The 16,065-nt window shown below is 58.7% G+C and carries 14 protein-coding genes; 12 read left to right on the forward strand and 2 right to left on the reverse strand.

All coding sequences use genetic code 11. The features are described 5' to 3' along the window. Positions 1 to 9: 9 nt before the first annotated feature. Both NQZ67_RS11355 and NQZ67_RS11360 read right to left on the reverse strand, forming a co-directional pair. Positions 10 to 1,326: a glutamate-1-semialdehyde 2,1-aminomutase gene (locus NQZ67_RS11355; RefSeq protein ID WP_257445523.1), complete on the reverse strand. Its 1,317-nt coding sequence runs from the start codon at positions 1,324 to 1,326 to the stop codon at positions 10 to 12. A gap of 163 nt (positions 1,327 to 1,489) precedes the next feature. After that, a complete protein-coding gene (locus NQZ67_RS11360) occupies positions 1,490 to 2,572 on the reverse strand; it encodes an LCP family protein (protein WP_257445524.1) in 1,083 nt (360 codons plus the stop codon). 230 nt (positions 2,573 to 2,802) lie between these two features. On the opposite strand from NQZ67_RS11360, the gene NQZ67_RS11365 reads away from it, so the two are divergent. From NQZ67_RS11365 to NQZ67_RS11420, 12 genes are all read left to right on the forward strand, one after another. Next, entirely contained in the window at positions 2,803 to 3,837 is a 1,035-nt protein-coding gene (locus NQZ67_RS11365; RefSeq protein ID WP_257445525.1) for an ABC transporter ATP-binding protein, read from the forward strand. Then, positions 3,834 to 4,628, forward strand: a complete 795-nt coding sequence (locus NQZ67_RS11370) for an ABC transporter permease (RefSeq protein ID WP_257445526.1) — start codon at positions 3,834 to 3,836, stop codon at positions 4,626 to 4,628. Before NQZ67_RS11365 ends, NQZ67_RS11370 begins: the two co-directional genes overlap by 4 nt. Before the next feature lie 6 nt (positions 4,629 to 4,634). Next, entirely contained in the window at positions 4,635 to 5,426 is a 792-nt protein-coding gene (locus NQZ67_RS11375) for an ABC transporter permease (protein ID WP_257445527.1), read from the forward strand. Between the two features lie 57 nt (positions 5,427 to 5,483). Then, positions 5,484 to 5,954: a thioredoxin-dependent thiol peroxidase gene (gene bcp / locus NQZ67_RS11380; RefSeq protein WP_257445528.1), complete on the forward strand. Its 471-nt coding sequence runs from the start codon at positions 5,484 to 5,486 to the stop codon at positions 5,952 to 5,954. Positions 5,955 to 6,293: 339 nt separating this feature from the next. Then, positions 6,294 to 6,770, forward strand: coding sequence for a MarR family winged helix-turn-helix transcriptional regulator (locus NQZ67_RS11385; RefSeq protein ID WP_257445530.1), 477 nt, complete (start codon positions 6,294 to 6,296; stop codon positions 6,768 to 6,770). 343 nt (positions 6,771 to 7,113) lie between these two features. Next, positions 7,114 to 8,310: an ArsA family ATPase gene (locus NQZ67_RS11390; protein WP_257445532.1), complete on the forward strand. Its 1,197-nt coding sequence runs from the start codon at positions 7,114 to 7,116 to the stop codon at positions 8,308 to 8,310. Next, positions 8,310 to 8,534, forward strand: coding sequence for a hypothetical protein (locus tag NQZ67_RS11395; RefSeq protein ID WP_257445534.1), 225 nt, complete (start codon positions 8,310 to 8,312; stop codon positions 8,532 to 8,534). Before NQZ67_RS11390 ends, NQZ67_RS11395 begins: the two co-directional genes overlap by 1 nt. A 5-nt stretch (positions 8,535 to 8,539) precedes the next feature. Continuing rightward, a complete protein-coding gene (locus NQZ67_RS11400; protein ID WP_257445536.1) occupies positions 8,540 to 8,899 on the forward strand; it encodes a DUF6463 family protein in 360 nt (119 codons plus the stop codon). A 224-nt stretch (positions 8,900 to 9,123) separates the two neighbouring features. Next, positions 9,124 to 10,551 (forward strand): polysaccharide deacetylase family protein, encoded by a 1,428-nt coding sequence (locus NQZ67_RS11405; protein WP_257445538.1) that lies wholly within the window; start codon positions 9,124 to 9,126, stop codon positions 10,549 to 10,551. A gap of 159 nt (positions 10,552 to 10,710) precedes the next feature. Beyond that, entirely contained in the window at positions 10,711 to 11,754 is a 1,044-nt protein-coding gene (locus tag NQZ67_RS11410; protein ID WP_257445540.1) for an AAA family ATPase, read from the forward strand. After that, on the forward strand, positions 11,751 to 13,079 hold the full coding sequence (locus NQZ67_RS11415) for a DUF58 domain-containing protein (protein ID WP_257445541.1): 1,329 nt from the start codon (positions 11,751 to 11,753) through the stop codon (positions 13,077 to 13,079). Before NQZ67_RS11410 ends, NQZ67_RS11415 begins: the two co-directional genes overlap by 4 nt. After that, a complete protein-coding gene (locus NQZ67_RS11420) occupies positions 13,066 to 15,726 on the forward strand; it encodes a transglutaminase-like domain-containing protein (protein WP_257445542.1) in 2,661 nt (886 codons plus the stop codon). Before NQZ67_RS11415 ends, NQZ67_RS11420 begins: the two co-directional genes overlap by 14 nt. Positions 15,727 to 16,065: the final 339 nt, after the last annotated feature.

Consider the following 16,065-nt stretch of genomic DNA (forward strand, 5'->3'; position numbering starts at 1 on the left):
CTTTTTCGGTTATTTTAGAGCTGCCATTGCGACACGGGCAGCTTCAATGGTTTGATCAATATCGGCTTCCGTATGAGCCGTCGTCAGGAACCAAGCTTCATACTTGGACGGCGCCAGATTGATGCCTTGGTCCAGCATCAGCCGGAAAAAGTGGCCGAACCGTTCGCCGTCCGTATCCTGCGCTTCCTCGTAGTTGGTAACGAGATGGTCGCAGAAGTGGGCGGAGAAGGAGCCGCGGATTTTATTAATCGTCAGCGGGATGCCATGCTGACTGGCTGCGTCCGTAAGTCCCGCGGCGAGCTTGCCGGCCAACGCGTCCATCCGGTCGTAGATGCCCGGCTCCCGCAGCACCTCCAGGCAAGCGATGCCCGCGGAGATGGAGGCTGGATTGCCTGCCATCGTACCGGCTTGATACGCAGGTCCGAGCGGTGCGACTTGCTCCATGATTTCGCGCCGGCCTCCGTAAGCGCCGATCGGAAGGCCGCCTCCGATGATTTTGCCAAGCGCCGTAAGATCGGGTTCGATAGCCGCATGGTCGGGGAAGGCGGAGAACGTCTGCGACGAGCCGTAATGGAAGCGGAAGGCGCTGATGACCTCGTCATAGATGACGAGAGCTCCGGCGTCTCTTGTCAGCTTGCACAAGCCCTCCAAGAAGCCTTCATGCGGCATGACCATGCCGAAGTTGCCGACGATCGGCTCGACCATGACCGCCGCCGTATCGCTGCCCCAGCGCTCAAGCGCCTGCTCGAGAGCCGTCAGATCGTTGAACGGAACCGTAATCACCTCATGCGCGATGCTGGTCGGAATGCCCGCGCTGTCCGGTATGCCGAGCGTGGAAGGACCGGAGCCCGCGGCGACGAGGACCAGATCGGAGTGGCCATGGTAGCAGCCCGCGAACTTGATGATTTTATTCCGTTTCGTATACGCCCTCGCCACGCGAATCGTCGTCATGACCGCTTCCGTGCCGGAATTGACGAAGCGAACCTTATCCATCGAAGGGATGGCCTCCTTCAGCATTCGCGCAAGCGTAATTTCCAGCTCGGTCGGCGTGCCGTACAGCGTGCCGTTCGAAGCGGCGCGAACGATCGCTTCCGTAATATGCGGATGGGCATGTCCCGTAATGATGGGGCCGTATGCGGCCAAATAGTCGATGTAACGGTTGTCGTCTACATCCCAGAAATAAGCGCCTTCGGCTCGTTTCATGAAGACGGGCGCTCCGCCGCCCACCGCTTTGTAAGAGCGGGAAGGGCTGTTAACGCCTCCTACGATATGTTCAAGCGCCTGCTTATATAGAGCTTCGGAATTCGGTCGGTTTCTATGAGTCATGGGGATCGGTCCTTTCGTTCCTAAAATAATGGCCGGCGGAGCCGCGCGGCCGGTTAAGGGAGAGTCATGCGCGTAACGCCCCAACAAGAGAAATAGAGCACGCGATGTGCTCTATTTCGTCGTCTGCTTGATGATGGCCGGCAAGCGAGCCGGTTATGGTCGATTAGCGGCTGCTTCCCGTACTGCCGGAAACGCCTCCGCCGGTTGCGGAGCTGCCGCCCTCGTTGCTTCCGTCCTCGGTCCCTGGGGTTGCCGTCGGCTCCGGAATCGTATCGTCCTTCGACAGCACTTCCTGCACGTATCCGAGCAGGGCGTCCTCGTCGCGAATGCCGATAACCGAAGCTCCGCCGATATGTTCCTCGCTTACGAGCTCCATCGGCGGAATTTGAGCCGTGCCGCCGACGTGGCTTTCGACGCCGAGCTGGCCGAGCTTCAGCATATCCGATACGCTGAGGTTCGTCTCGATGTAAGGGGAGACGCTCTCCAAAATCTCCTTCATCCGAATCAGGTTCCACGTCTTCTGGAGCTCGCCCGCGACGGCTTTCAGGAAGTTGCGCTGCCGCTCCGTGCGGGTGTAGTCGCTCATCGCGTCGTGGCGGAACCTCACGTATTGGAGCGCTTTGTCGCCGTCGAGCAGCTGGTAGCCTTTCTCCAGATCGATGTCGTAGCGGTTCTTGTCCGCGTTGTCCGTATAATGCATGTCCTTCTCAACGTCGAACCAAATGCCGCCGAGCTTGTCGATGAGAGCCTTGAACCCTTCGAAATCGGTGTAGACGTAATATTGAATTTCGAGTCCGAGCAGATCGCCCACCGTCTTCATCGCGAGGGAAGGACCTCCGATGGTGATCGCCGAGTTGATTCGCGCGGGACCGTAGCCTTCGATATCCGCGTACGTATCCCTGAGCACCGAGAACAGATGCGCTTTCTTCGTAATCGGATCGAAGGACGCGACGAGAATGGAGTCGGAGCGGGCGATTTCGCCTTCCGCGACATCGCGAGCGTCTCCGCCGAGGAGCATAATGTTGACGCGTTCCGTGCCTTCCCACTTCGGAACCTCGACCGTCTTCTCCGGCTCGATATCTTTGAAGATCGATTCTTCAGGCGCCTTCTGCATGCCTTCGAGCTCGTTCACGACGCCCGCGCCCCAGACGCCGATCGCCGCGATCGTCAACGCAAGGAAGACTAATACGCTAATAAGAATCCATTTCCATTTGGATGATTTTTTTGGGTTTGACCGTGAACGCATGGCGTGAGGTCTCCTTTCAATAAAAACGTTAGATGGTTCGATATCCGATGTATATTTTAAGAAACTGTTTCTATTCCCTGCACAGTTTACGCATCGAGATAACTGATGTATGATTACATATCATAAAATTATAAAGCTCATGCCTAGATAGTTGCAAGTTTTATCATTTTGGGCACAATATAGTCGCTATTTCCCAGGAAATGTCGAAGTGAGAGGAGAGAAGGAGCAACATGCTTGCAATAGACGTAAAGGACCTGCGAAAGGACTTCCGCGTCCAGAAAAACCGGGAGGGCCTGTCCGGGGCGCTGAAGGATTTGTTCAAAAGGGAATATCGGGAGGTCCGGGCGGTAAAGGACATCTCGTTCCAAATTCCGCAAGGCGAAATTTGCGGGTACATAGGCGAGAACGGAGCGGGCAAATCAACGACGATCAAGATGCTGACGGGCATTCTGGTGCCGACAGCAGGGGAATTGAAGGTTAACGGCTTCGTACCGTATCGGGACAGGGAGAAGTTCGTGAACGGCATCGGCGTCGTATTCGGCCAACGTTCGCAGCTGTGGTGGGATATCGGCGTCATCGAGTCGTTCCAGCTGCTGCGCAAAGTGTACAGAGTGCCGGAGGCGGAATTCCGCAAACGACTGGACAATCTGGTGGAGCGCCTGCAGCTTGGCGATTTGCTGAACCGTCCGGTCCGGAAGCTGAGTCTCGGGCAGCGGATGCGCTGCGAGCTGGTCGCTTCGCTGCTCCATAATCCGTCCATCTTGTTTTTGGACGAACCTACGATCGGTCTCGACATCGTCGTGAAGACGGAGATCCGGGACTTCCTGATGCAGATGAACAAGGAAGAAGGAACGACGATCCTGCTGACGACGCATGATCTTCAGGATATCGAGGCGCTTTGCTCGCGGGTAATCATGCTCGACGACGGGCGGGTAATCTACGACGGCGGCTTGGACGAGCTGAAGACGAAGTGGAGCAAAGGCAGGGAAATCCAATTCCAATTCGCGGCTCAGACGCCGATCGGCAAGCTGCAGATGCTGACGGAAGGGCTTGAAGTTAGCTGGACCGTCGAAAACGAGCTGACGGCGAAGCTGTTCGTTCCGCACGAAGTCAGCGTATCGGAGGCGATGGCCCGGGTCGTCGGCGGAGCGGACATTCGCGATATCAAAATATTCGAGACGAACACGGATGAAATCGTCCGAGGCATCTACCAATCGGGCTCGGCCGACGCCGAAGCGGCCAAGAAGGAAGTTGCTTCGTCATGATGAGCGCCTATATCGATTTTATCCGCATTCGATTCCTGATGATGCTCGCTTACCGGGTGAACTATTATAGCGGAATTATCATTTACGCGATCAACATCGGGGCGTACTACTTTCTATGGCAAGCCATTTACGGGGATCAGGAGTCGCTGGCGGGCTTTACCGTGCCGCAGATGACGACGTATATCGCGGTTTCCTGGATGGCGAGAGCGTTCTACTTCAACAATCTGGACCGCGAGATCGCGAACGAAATCCGGGATGGCAGCGTAGCCGTACAGCTGATCCGCCCTTATTCTTATTTGCTCGTGAAAATGATGCAGGGCTTCGGCGAAGGCGCCTTCCGCCTTTTGTTATTCATGGTGCCGGGCCTGCTCATCGTCTGTCTGATCTTTCCGGTGAAGCTGCCGACGGATCCCGCGGTGTGGTTGATTTATCTCGTGATGCTCTTTTTTAGCTTTCTTATCAACTCGCAGATCAATATTTTGACCGGGCTGTTTGCGTTTTTCGTGGAAAACAACGAAGGCATGATGCGGATGAAGCGAGTCATGGTCGATTTGTTCTCCGGCGTCGTCGTGCCGATCGCGTTTTTCCCCGGCTGGCTGTCGGCCATCATGGAGTGGCTGCCGTTCCAGGCGATCACGTATTTGCCGAGCTCCGTCTTCACGGGAAGAACCCCACTCGGCGAAGCGGGAAGCGTGCTCGGACTGCAGGCGATCTGGTTCGGGGCGCTGCTCCTTCCGATCTGGCTGACATGGCGGGCGGCGCGCAAGCGGCTGTTCGTGCAAGGGGGGTAACGCGAGATGAGATACGCGTCTTTATTTTGGGAATATATCAAAAACTATGCGAAGACCCGTCTCACCTACAGGGCGGACTTTTGGATCGAAGTGTTCTCGGATTTGCTGTTCCAGTTCGTGAACCTCATCTTTATATTCATCGTGTTCCAGCATACGCCTTCGCTAGGCGGATGGTCAGAGCTCGAGGTGGTGTTCGTCTACGGCTTCTTCATGATCCCGTACGGCGTCTTCAGCACATTCTTCAGCATCTGGAATTTCAGCGAGCGCTATATCGTCAAAGGGGAGATGGACCGCGTTCTGACGCGCCCGGCGCACAGCTTGTTCCAGGTGCTGTTCGAGAACGTCGATCCGCCGTCTCTGTTCGGCTCGTTCGTTGGCGCGGGCATCATGGCGTATTGCTGGGCGCAGATGGGGCTGCCGTTCCAGCTGACGGACCTGCTGGTTCTTGCTCTGTTCGTCGCGGGGGCAGTACTTATCTATGCGGGACTATATACGGCGCTGAGCGCGATTTCCTTTTACTCCGACGCCCCGACGGGCATCGTGCCGCTTATGTATAACATTCAGAATTACGGCCGGTATCCGGTCAATATTTATAACAAAATTATCCGGTTCATGCTGACCTGGCTGCTTCCTTTCGCCTTCGTCGGCGTCATTCCGGCTTCGTATTTCCTCGAGGAGAAGACGGATGACCTGTCCAAGCTGGCCATGCTTACGCCGGTTATGGGCATCATCGTGTTCGGTCTCGGCCTCGCGTTCTGGAACCATGGCGTGAAGAGGTACAGAGGAGCGGGCTCGTAGTGGGAGCGAAGGCAATCGGTATGGGAAGCAGGCTTCAAGGGAAGGGGAAACACGGCAATGACGGTTGAAATAGGCAAAAAAGCGCCGAAGTTCAAGCTGCCGGCATCGAACGGGGAGACGGTATCGCTGATGGAGCTTCGGGGAAGGAACGTCGTCATCTTCTTTTATCCGAAGGATATGACGGCAACCTGCACGGTGCAGGCCTGCGACATGAGGGACAACTACGCGTTGTTCGCGCAGGAAAACACCGTTGTTCTCGGCATCAGCGGAGACAGCGTGAAGTCGCATCAGAACTTCGTGCAGAAGAAGGAGCTGCCGTATTTGCTTCTGGCCGACGAGGACCACAAAGTATGCAAGCAGTACGGCGTCTGGCAGCTAAAGAAGCTATACGGCCGAGAGTACATGGGCATTGTGCGCTCTACGTTTCTGATCGACGCCAAAGGCAATCTCGTCCGCGAGTGGCGCAAGGTGCGGGTGAAGGGGCATGCCGAGGAAGTGCTGGAAGCGGTGCGGGCATTAAAGAAGTAGGCTAGCCAGCGAAGACGGAATGAGCGGGAAGAAGGGAAGGTCGGGCAGATGCCCGGCCTTTTTTTTAGTATGATTGACCAATTAACATACATTTCGGAAGCCCAGGCATGAATAAACGTAAGAGCGGACTTTTGAGCGCCTTAAGGATGATTTTCACCCTTGCAGCGCTGCTGGGGTTGCTATCCTACCCGTTAAGGCTGGCTAGTTAAATGGTCAGTAGTCGTTTATTTTCGTCTTATCCGATCATAACGAATGACCGTCTTGACATTAATACGATATCGTACTAAACTGGAAATAACTCACATACTACGATTTCGTACTAAAAGGAGCGCCAGCAGCATGCAGCAACTTTACGACCTCTTCCTTAAGACCGGAATGCGCCCGTTCGCTTTTATGTCGGATACGCTGCAGCTTGAGCAGAAGGTGACGCGATCGGATCTGTCGACGCTGCTTATTCTGCTCATCAGGGGAGATCTGACGATGTCGGAGCTTGCGGCCGAGATGGGGGCGCCTCTAAGCACGATGACCAGCATCGCGAAACGGCTGGAACGCAAAGGCTATATCGCCAGGGCTACGTCCGCGGAAGACCAGCGGGTTAAGCTCGTGACACTGACGCAGGAAGGAAGGCGTCTCGCCAAAGAATCGGAGCGATACATGCTGGAGATGCTCGGCCGATTGGAGTCCGCGTTCACCCAGGAGGAGCTGGAGCAATTCACGGCGCTGCTCTTCAAGGCGGCCAGAGTTTTCCATGACGAGGGACCAATGAAGCCCAAAGAGACGAAGACGGTTCCGAAGAAAATCACAATCGAAGAATGACCGGTTCGCGCCGGTTTCATTTTTTGACCATATACTACGAAATCGTACTAAAATTGAAAGTTCAAAAAGACCAGTTTTCAGCACATGAGCTTATGCTTCCGATGCTGCGTTTTTTTCAAAAACGCTGAAGAAGATCGGATGAAGCTAGGAACTGAGGAGCGGAGCGTAGTGGAAGCTACGTGAGCACCTGAAGCGTTTCCGTAGGAAACGCACTTCGAAAGCATACGCTCAGTTTCGGCTGAATTCGATATTCGATGTCGAGTATGCTTCGTGATTTGCTTCGTGATTTGCTTCGTGATCAAAATTGGTCTTTTTGAACAACTTCTAAAAGGAGCGTGCAGGCATGAGAATCATTATTTTTACGGGAAAAGGCGGCGTCGGCAAGACGAGCGTTGCGGCGGCGACGGCGGTGAAGCTGGCGAAGCAAGGAAAGCGGACTCTTATTCTCAGCACCGATGCCGCGCATAGCTTGGCGGATTCTCTCGATAGGCCGATCGGGCCGGATCCGGTTCAGATCGACGACCATTTGTGGGGGCAGGAAGTGAATAGTCTCCGGGAAACGGAGCGCAATTGGGGATCGGTCCAGGGCTGGCTGACGAATTTGCTTCACAAAGCGAATCTGCAAGACATCACAACGGAAGAGATGCTGGTATTCCCCGGCATGGAGGAGCTGTTCAGCTTATTGCAGATCAAGGAGCACGCCCAAAGCGGACAATACGACGTGCTGGTGGTGGACTGCGCCCCGACCGGGGAAACGCTGCGGCTCCTCAGCTATCCGAACGTGCTCAATTGGTGGCTGGAAAAAATATTCCCTGCGGAGCGCAAGCTGATCAAGCTCGTTCGTCCGGTCGCCAAGCTGACAAGCAAAATCGATCTGCCATCAGATGATGTGCTGGATAGTATTGAGCGATTCGCGCGCGCGCTCGAGGAAATGCAGCAAATCGTCCTGAACCCGGAGATTACGACGGTGAGGATCGTGTTGAACCCCGAGAAGATCGTGCTTGCGGAGTCGAAGCGCTCCTTCACGTACTTGAACCTGTTCGGCTTCAACACCGACGCGGTTATCGTGAACAGGGTGCTGCCGGACGCGGCGGGGGACGGTTTTCTCTCGCATTGGCGGGATATTCAGAAAAAGTACGAGGATGAAATTGAGGCGAATTTCCAGCCGCTGCCGATTATGAAGGCGCCGATGATGCAAGAGGAAGTGATCGGCCTGCCCATCCTGGAGCAATTGGCGGATATCGTGTACGGAGCCCTGGACCCCTCGGCTATGCTCTACCAAGGCAGGACGGAAGTAATTCGGGAGGAGAGCGGAGAGCTGCTCCTGGAGCTGCGGATACCTTTTGTAGAGAAGGAAGAGCTGAATTTAACGCAGACAGGCGATGAATTGACGGTGGACGCGGGCGCGTACAAACGGAAGGTTATTCTGCCAAGGACGTTGATGGGACGGCAGGTAGAAGGCGCGAAATACTCGGAGGACCGGCTAATTATTCGTTTCGGCAGACGGGCGGAGACGGAGCGGGAAAGGGGAGAGGGCTAATGAGAGGACCGGCGCGAGGCGTGACAAGGGTGTTGGAGCAACTGGCATGCGCGGAACGGCTGTTCAGCCATATGGAACGGAGGGGGACCGAAACGCATGTCAAAAACGCGGTCAAGGAATGGCTGCTTGCGTCCCGTTCGGTCATCGACAGCGTCATTGACACGTTAGAAGAGGAGCAAGCCGTTCCGACTGTCCGGAAGATTGATATCTTGAAAGGGGAGTGACAAGGATGGTAAGCGGGGTTAAACGCCAAGTCGGGCTGTTCTTAATACTGACAGGGCTGCTTCATAACGTCGTTGGATTGATCCTCTATTGGACGGAGCTTCAAGCGATCGTCACTGAAGGGCTATGGAACACGCTGCAGGAGGGGCAATGGGAGCGGTTGTCGGCGTTTTGGTTCATGATGTTCGGATTCCTATTCATGCTCCTAGGGTATCTGACGGATTGGCTTTTGAAAAAGAAGGGACTCGCGCCTCCGGCCGCTTTTGGCTGGATGCTGCTGGTCTTAAGTCTGGCCGGCGCCGTCATGATGCCTATGTCGGGATTTTGGCTGATCCTTCCGCAAGTGTGGCTATTGTTGCGGAGGTAAGCAAACGGTGAATCGGCTGCTGCCGGACTGACGCGAATGATATCGAGGTGACGTTCAACGAACGGATGATCCTCCTTTCCTGCCGACGGAGAGGGGGATTTTTTGGCGCCCGCGAGAAGGGCTGCAGAGGTATTAAAATCTCGCAAGCGGAGTCATTTCGCCGAGAGCCTGTTCATATACTCTATCAACTAGGAAATCGCAATCATTCCAGGTGATAGAGAAGGGTGGCAAAGACGATGCGGCGAGTGTTGAAGGCGTCAATCTGCGCGGCGGTTGTTTGGTTTGGCATTATGGAATTCGGAGGAGACTGGATGCAGCAAGGGGAAGCGGCCCGGCATGCGGGCGGGACAAGCTATGTGCAGACGGTCTCCCTGGAATATGAGGCGCGTACTCTTCTAAGCGGGGCCGAGGACGCCGAAAGCGATTCGGAGAAAGAGCAAGGGAGCGGGGCGGAGGGAGATTCCGTCAAACCGGCGGCATATCAGCCAGGAGAAGAGAATGCCGGCGATGTTGCGGCGGACTCAAGCCCGGCGGCGCCGGGTGGCGGCGGGCTTCCCGGAGAAGCTGAAGGGGGGACGGCTTCCGCGCTTGATGCCAAGCCGGAAAGCGGCAAGGTGCTGTATTTGACCTTCGACGACGGGCCAAGCCTTCATACGCCGGAGGTGCTCGATATTTTGAAGCGGGAAGGGGTAAACGCCACCTTCTTCGTGCTAGGCGAGCATGTCGAGCAGCATCCCGACATCGCGAGGCGCATCGTGGAAGAGGGGCACGCGATCGGCAACCATACGTACAATCACGAATATGAGAAGCTGTACGGCAGCTTCGGCGAGTTCGCCAGTCAAATCATGAAAACGGACAATGCGATATACGAGGCCGCGGAAGTAAGGACGACGCTAGTGCGGGCACCCGGCGGGACCTATCGCAATTTCGATAAAGGGTATTTCGAAGCGATGGAGTCGGCGGGGTATCGGGTTCACGACTGGAACGTCGACAGCGGCGATTCGAAGCGGCGCGGCGTGCCTGCAGCCGAAATCGTGGCCAATGTGAAAGCTTCGCGGATCGCGGACACGTTGAACGTGCTCCTCCATGACAGCGCGGGACATGAGGAATCGGTTAAGGCGCTGCCGCAGATTATTCAATATTACAAGGCGCTCGGATATTCCTTCGAGGTGCTGGAGGACGGCGTGAAGCCGATGCAATTCCAGCTGGCCGAGCAAATCAAGTGGAAGAGGGGCAAAGTCCCGGCGAGCGAACGGGAGAAGCTGGCCGCGTTCGGCAAGCAGCTCGATGCCGGCGGGGAACGCAGAATAGCCTCTTACCGGGAGCCGGCGCTGATCGTGCACCGCGGCGAAGAAAGCCTCGTTCTGGAGGCGGGAGAGTACAGCCTGATCGAAGGCGCGATCCATGTTCCGCTGCTGAGCTTGACGGAATGGATGGGCGGAGAGGCGGAGCTGGACGAAGCTTCGGGCGTCATCGAAGCGAGCCTCATGGGCAAGCGGATGTTCTGGATGTCGGATACTTGGCCGCCGGCCGAGGGGGAAGATACGCTTCACGTCGATGTGCCGCTGCGCGCCACGCTGAGCGAATTCGGCCTGACGATCGAGGATTACGTCTATACGGACGAACGCCGGGAGGTTTGGATTGCGGAGTAGTAGACGAGGGTGGCAGCAGAGCGGGGGAACGCGCTTGGAGACAGGGCGGCCGCTGACAAGCAGGCTCTAGCAAAACGCGAATCTAGCAGGTCTAAACGCGCGCCAAGGTGGAGACACTGAAAAATAGATAGATTTATTTTTCAGGAGGCGAAGACGGCTATGATCACTCCACATGCATTCGAAAGCAGGGACGAAGAGTCCCGCGAAGAGACGGCGCGTCATTGGGCGGAACCGCCGCAGGTGCTGCTGCACCGGCTGCAGCATAAGGTAGAGAGCGTATTGCTAGGGAAACAGGATTTGATCAAACAGACGCTGACGGCGCTGCTGGCAGGCGGACATGTGCTGCTGGAGGATGTGCCGGGCGTAGGGAAGACGATGCTTGCGGGCGCGTTCGCGAGATCGATAGGAGGAGAATTCAAACGGATTCAGTTCACGTCGGATATGATGCCTGCCGATGTGATCGGAGGCGTCGTGCTGGAGCCGAAAACGAATGAGCTTGTATATCGTCCCGGACCGATCATGGCGAACGTGGTGCTGGCCGACGAGATGAACCGCGCGTCCGCGCGGACGCAATCGTCCCTTCTGGAAGCGATGGAAGAGCGGAGAGTAACCATCGAAGGCAAAACGCGCAGATTGCCCGTGCCGTTCATGCTTATCGCGACCCAGAATCCGCTTAGCTTCGAAGGAACGAGCGGCTTGCCGGAAGCGCAGCTCGACCGGTTCATGATGAGGCTGTCGATTGGCTATCCGGATACCGAGCACGAGAATCGGATGCTGGAGCAATACGCGAACGGCAAAAGAACGGAGCCGGACCGGCTGAGACCGGTGCTCGCCGTGCAGGAATGGCTGCAAATGCAAGCGGAAGCGAGGCAAGGACACATGCATCCTTCGCTGATGCGCTTCATGGTGGCGGTGGCGGACGCGACGAGGCGATCGCAGGAGGTGCTGCTCGGGGCAAGTCCGCGCGCGCTGAGGGATTGGCTGCGGGCGGCGCAAGCGAGCGCTTATATGGAAGGCAGGAGATACGTGATTCCCGACGATCTGCTCGGTACGGCGGAGGCCGTGCTGAGTCACCGGCTGGTGCTGCGTGGCAGCGCGGGCTTCGGCGGGCGAAATGCTTCCGCCCTGGTCAGACAGCTCGTCGCTTCGATTCCGTTGCCGAAGGAAGCGGCGCCGGCGGCTTCGAAAGGAAGATGGAAATGAGCCGGCGCAGACATTACCGGCCGAGATGGGCGGCCTGGGCATGGATCACGGCCGCCTTCGGCTGTTCGCTTGGCGCCGTTATCGCGCGAGGCGGCGCGGTGGAATGGTTTCTGCTCATTCTGCTGGCCGGCATGGCGGGGATCAGCCTGCTGCTGCCGCTTGCCGCTATCCGGGGAATTGCGGTGTCGCGGGCGCTTCCGGAGGCGGATGCGACGGCCGGGGAAGAGCTGGTTATCGGTTTAACTTTAACGCGGCGCTCCAGATTGCCTCTCGCATGGGTAGCCGTGGAGGATACCCTCCGGAACGAGAGCAGCATGCAAGAGAAGGAGATGTCGCTGCGGGCAGTGTTCGCGCCCCTATTCGACCGCGAGATGTCGGCGCGTTTCGACGCGAAGGCGCTGACGAGAGGGGTGCACCGTTTCGGTACGGTGACGGTTTCCTGCGGAGATCCGTTCGGTCTGACATCCATTCGCCGCGACATGGCGCTGGACGACGTGCTGACCGTCGGACCGGCGATCACGGCCGGCGACCGGTCCGATGAGCTGGCGGATGCCTCGTTCTTAGGAGCGCGAACAAGCGAAACGGCTGAACCGGCGCATGCCGGCTTGATCGCCGAGCCGAGCGATCGCAGCGAGGCATGGACGACGCGGAACGCGGGGATCGGTCCGGAGACGAGGCTTTATGCGGAGGGCGATTCGTTCCGGCATCTGGATTTCCGCGCGATGGCGCGCGGCCGGGGCTTGCACACGAAGATTTATCCCGGCGCCGGGCGATTGGAGCTTTATGTCGCCATCGATTCGTACGCGGCCCCTTATGGCGGAGATGATGCTTTGTTCGACGCCTGCATCGGCAGGATGCTGCAAGATGCCGTTCGGGCCTCGTCCGAAAACATATCGGTTACGGTGTTCGCCGAGAAGCGGAGCTTCGGACTGCCCGGATTGGCGGGCAGGGAGCTCATGGCCCGCGTCGGAGAGCTGAAGCTGCTGCTCGCCCGGCTGAAGCCCTCGAACGAGCCTATTGATTGGGAAGGGCTCCAGGCAGCTGGACCTCTATCCTACCAGGGTCAGGGAAGAACGCTTCGCATGTATACGGCGGATTGGCAAAATGCCGGCCGATGGTTCGAGCTCGCCGACCGAGTCGCCCTCCAAGGCTTCCGGCTGGAGCTATGGCTCGTCACAAGCGGAAAGGTATTGACCTTCGCCATGAGAGAGCAGGCCCGTATTCTGGAAGGCAGAGGAATCCGGGCAAGGTGGCTGCCGGGCGGACCGGAGCATGTAGCGAAGAAGGCGGCAGGGGAAGGAGGAAGCGCCTATGCTATGGGATAATGACGAGCAAGGAGGCGGCCATTCCCTTGTGTACCGCTTCGTTACGAGCCTGCTGTTGTTCGGCTTGCTTGCGGAATGGCTGCTTCCATGGGTCAACTCCACGCAATGGGCGGTCATTTATCAGCCGGCTCCCCTGCTCGCGGTTATCGGCTGCATTCTTGTCGCCGGGTTGTTCCGGCTGAACGGCGTGGTTTCCTTCTTCGTTTATACGCTGCTTATCCTCTTCTGTCTGATGTGGCTGTTCAAGGGAGAAGGGCAAAGCGGAGCCGAGTGGCTGCTGTCGTTCCCCGGCTTGCTGGCGGAACAGCTTGCGGACATGGCCGAGGAAGGCGTATGGGCGATGTCCGGCGAGCTGCGGACGCTGCTTCTGTTCATCGGGTGGGCCATGCTCTCTCCGGCGCTGCAAGCGCTCATCTGGCTTCGGCAAGCGGCGCTCGGCATTGCGGGGGTGACGGTGCTTTATTTGGTCGCGCTGCATATATGGCTCGGCATGGATGTGATGGGAGGCGTGATTCGCGCCTCCGCGGAAGGGCTGCTGCTAGCAGCGATCGTCGCGCTGCCCCGCGCCCGGAGGGTCATGGATGCGGGGATCGGCAAGCTTAAGGAAGTGGAAGGAAGCTGGATCGCGGCGTCCATGTTCGTGACGCTGATCGTGGTCGGCTGCGCGCTGCTCGCCGCCGGAGGGAAGGAGAAGGAGCTTGCCCCGGCGGAGTGGACATCATCGTTGACGGAGAAGCTGGAGCAGGGCATCTCGCGTCTGAACGGCGGAGACGCCAGTCTGGCCGCTCTCGGCTCCTTAAGCGCCGAGGGGCTCGGCGGGGGACTGACGGGCTACGGCTTCGATGATACCTCTCTGGGCGGAGCGGTTACGGATCATCCGGTTACGGTGTTCTGGGGGTACTCGCCACTGCGCACGTATTGGCGCGGAGAGTCGAAGACGGTCTACGACGGCCGAGGCTGGAGCAACCCGGACGGCGAATTGACGCTGCGGCAGGTCCGCGAAGCGCCGAACGTAACGGCGGCCGGCGCCGACGGCAGCCTGCAGGGGGCGCTCATTACGCAAACGGTCAAATGGGAGCAGCCGGCGCCGGCGATGCCGATCTTTCTGTCGGGCAAGGAAGGACAGGTACTGGAGCTGATCGGCGCGAACCCGAGACGGACGCTCGGCAGCTATCTGTCGAGCGGCGAATTCGGGTCGCTGTACGCGAAATCGGAGGAAGTGCGGCTGGAGCAGTATACGACGCAGAGCCGGCTTCCGGTTACGGACGAGGCCATCTTGCGTTCGCTCGACGACGGGGAATCGGATGCGGAGGCATCGGTCTTGACCGGCGGAGCCGCGCCGGACGGCGATTGGACGGAGGACGAGCTGGCGCCGTTCCTCGAGCTGCCGGCGTCGCTGCCGGACAGAGTGCGCGCGCTTGCGGCCGAGGTGGCCGGAGGAGGCGTGACGAGCCGTTACGACCGCGTGAAGGCGATCGAGCAATATTTGCGGACCGAATTCGTCTATTCGAAGACGGACAGCCGGACGCCGCCGCAGGGAGCCGACTTCGTCGACCATTTCTTGTTCGAGCAGAAGAGCGGCTACTGCGTGCACTTCTCCACGGCGATGGTCGTTATGCTGAGGGCGGAAGGCATCCCCGCCCGCTGGGTGAAGGGCTTCGCGCCCGGAACGCCGGTCACGGTGGAGAGCGGCCAAGCGGAATCGGCGTATGCCGATGACGAGAACGGGGCGCGCCTGTACGAGGTGAAGAGCTCGGACGCGCATGCTTGGGTCGAGGTCTACTTCCCCGGCGCGGGCTGGGTGCCGTTCGACCCGACGCCGGGCTATGACGGCGTCTCGGCCATGACCGCGGCCGCCGCGTCCGCAGGCGTCGGCGGCGGCGCCGGCACGGCGGCTGCGGCGCAAGGCAGCGCAGCCGTCACGGCCGCAGCGGCCAGCGGCGGGCTCTCGGTGGCCGAGCGGCTGGAAGCGGCGGCGGAGGATGCCGCCGCAGCCGTATCGCGCTTCGCGCGAGAGCTCGCGGGCGGCGCGAAGCTCGCCGCGGAGGCCGCGGCAGCCAAGCCTGCGGCGGCGGCCGCCATAGGCGCCGCGGCGCTGGCGCTGGCCGGCGGCGCGCTGGCCGCGGCGCGGCGCAAGCGGCTGCGCCTCGCGCTCGCACTGCGGCGCTATCGCGCGGCGTGCGCGGAGCTTGCCGCGCGGGAGCCGGCGGAGCCGAGCGCCGAGGGCGGGCTCGGGCCGCGCCGGCCGAGGAGCGCAGCGGCGGCGGACTCCGCCGCCGAGCGGCAGAGGAGCGGGCTGGCCGATGTCGCGGAAGCGCTCATCGCCCTGCTGTGGAGCCGCGGCATGCGAGGCTCGAAGAGCTCGCGCGAGTGGCGGGAGGAGCTGGCGCGGTCGCACGAGATCGTGACGATGCGCGACCTGATCCGCGCGCTGGGCGCGAGAATGGGCAGCGACAAGCGCCAGGAGCTGGAGCGTATCGCGAGATGGCTGGAGGAAGCGAGCTTCGGCGCTCCCGGCGCGCTGGAGAATACGCCGGCTTATGACGAGCTGAAGCGGGTTTGTTCGAAGCTGCTCGCCCGAGAGTCGGCGGTTCGCCCAGGGAAAGCAAAAGCAAGAGAAACGAGCGTGCCCGGCGAGACGCCGTAACGCATATGGAAGAGCTGTTCCCCGCCAAGCCGGCGGGGAACGGCTTTTTGCGCATTGGGGGGATTTTGGTCCAGCAGATGGTCGAAGTCCTGTCAAATAAGTCGGCGTTTGGAAAGCTCGAGGTGGAATAGCGGCATTCATACCGTTATTTCTAAATAACGATAGGTTTTCGTTCGAATAGCGGCATAAACGGCGTTAATTCCTTAGGGATGGAGACTATTGTTCATTAGGAACCCTAATAACGGTATTATGGATGCTATTTCGGCGTCATGTTGGAAATCATATGAAAATAGCAGTAGGATTGCCGTTATTTTATAACGGCTAGCTCGTCAAGGGAAT

Source organism: Paenibacillus soyae (genome assembly GCF_024623455.1).
In the GTDB taxonomy this organism is placed as follows: domain Bacteria; phylum Bacillota; class Bacilli; order Paenibacillales; family Paenibacillaceae; genus Pristimantibacillus; species Pristimantibacillus soyae.

Bases quoted from the DNA above. Each gene is read 5' to 3' on its own strand.
- NQZ67_RS11355 (WP_257445523.1), bottom strand. From the start codon at position 1,326: ATGACTCATAGAAACCGACCGAATTCCGAAGCTCTATATAAGCAGGCG.
- NQZ67_RS11360 (WP_257445524.1), bottom strand. From the start codon at position 2,572: ATGCGTTCACGGTCAAACCCAAAAAAATCATCCAAATGGAAATGGATT.
- NQZ67_RS11365 (WP_257445525.1), top strand. From the start codon at position 2,803: ATGCTTGCAATAGACGTAAAGGACCTGCGAAAGGACTTCCGCGTCCAG.
- NQZ67_RS11370 (WP_257445526.1), top strand. From the start codon at position 3,834: ATGATGAGCGCCTATATCGATTTTATCCGCATTCGATTCCTGATGATG.
- NQZ67_RS11375 (WP_257445527.1), top strand. From the start codon at position 4,635: ATGAGATACGCGTCTTTATTTTGGGAATATATCAAAAACTATGCGAAG.
- bcp (WP_257445528.1), top strand. From the start codon at position 5,484: ATGACGGTTGAAATAGGCAAAAAAGCGCCGAAGTTCAAGCTGCCGGCA.
- NQZ67_RS11385 (WP_257445530.1), top strand. From the start codon at position 6,294: ATGCAGCAACTTTACGACCTCTTCCTTAAGACCGGAATGCGCCCGTTC.
- NQZ67_RS11390 (WP_257445532.1), top strand. From the start codon at position 7,114: ATGAGAATCATTATTTTTACGGGAAAAGGCGGCGTCGGCAAGACGAGC.
- NQZ67_RS11395 (WP_257445534.1), top strand. From the start codon at position 8,310: ATGAGAGGACCGGCGCGAGGCGTGACAAGGGTGTTGGAGCAACTGGCA.
- NQZ67_RS11400 (WP_257445536.1), top strand. From the start codon at position 8,540: ATGGTAAGCGGGGTTAAACGCCAAGTCGGGCTGTTCTTAATACTGACA.
- NQZ67_RS11410 (WP_257445540.1), top strand. From the start codon at position 10,711: ATGATCACTCCACATGCATTCGAAAGCAGGGACGAAGAGTCCCGCGAA.
- NQZ67_RS11415 (WP_257445541.1), top strand. From the start codon at position 11,751: ATGAGCCGGCGCAGACATTACCGGCCGAGATGGGCGGCCTGGGCATGG.
- NQZ67_RS11420 (WP_257445542.1), top strand. From the start codon at position 13,066: ATGCTATGGGATAATGACGAGCAAGGAGGCGGCCATTCCCTTGTGTAC.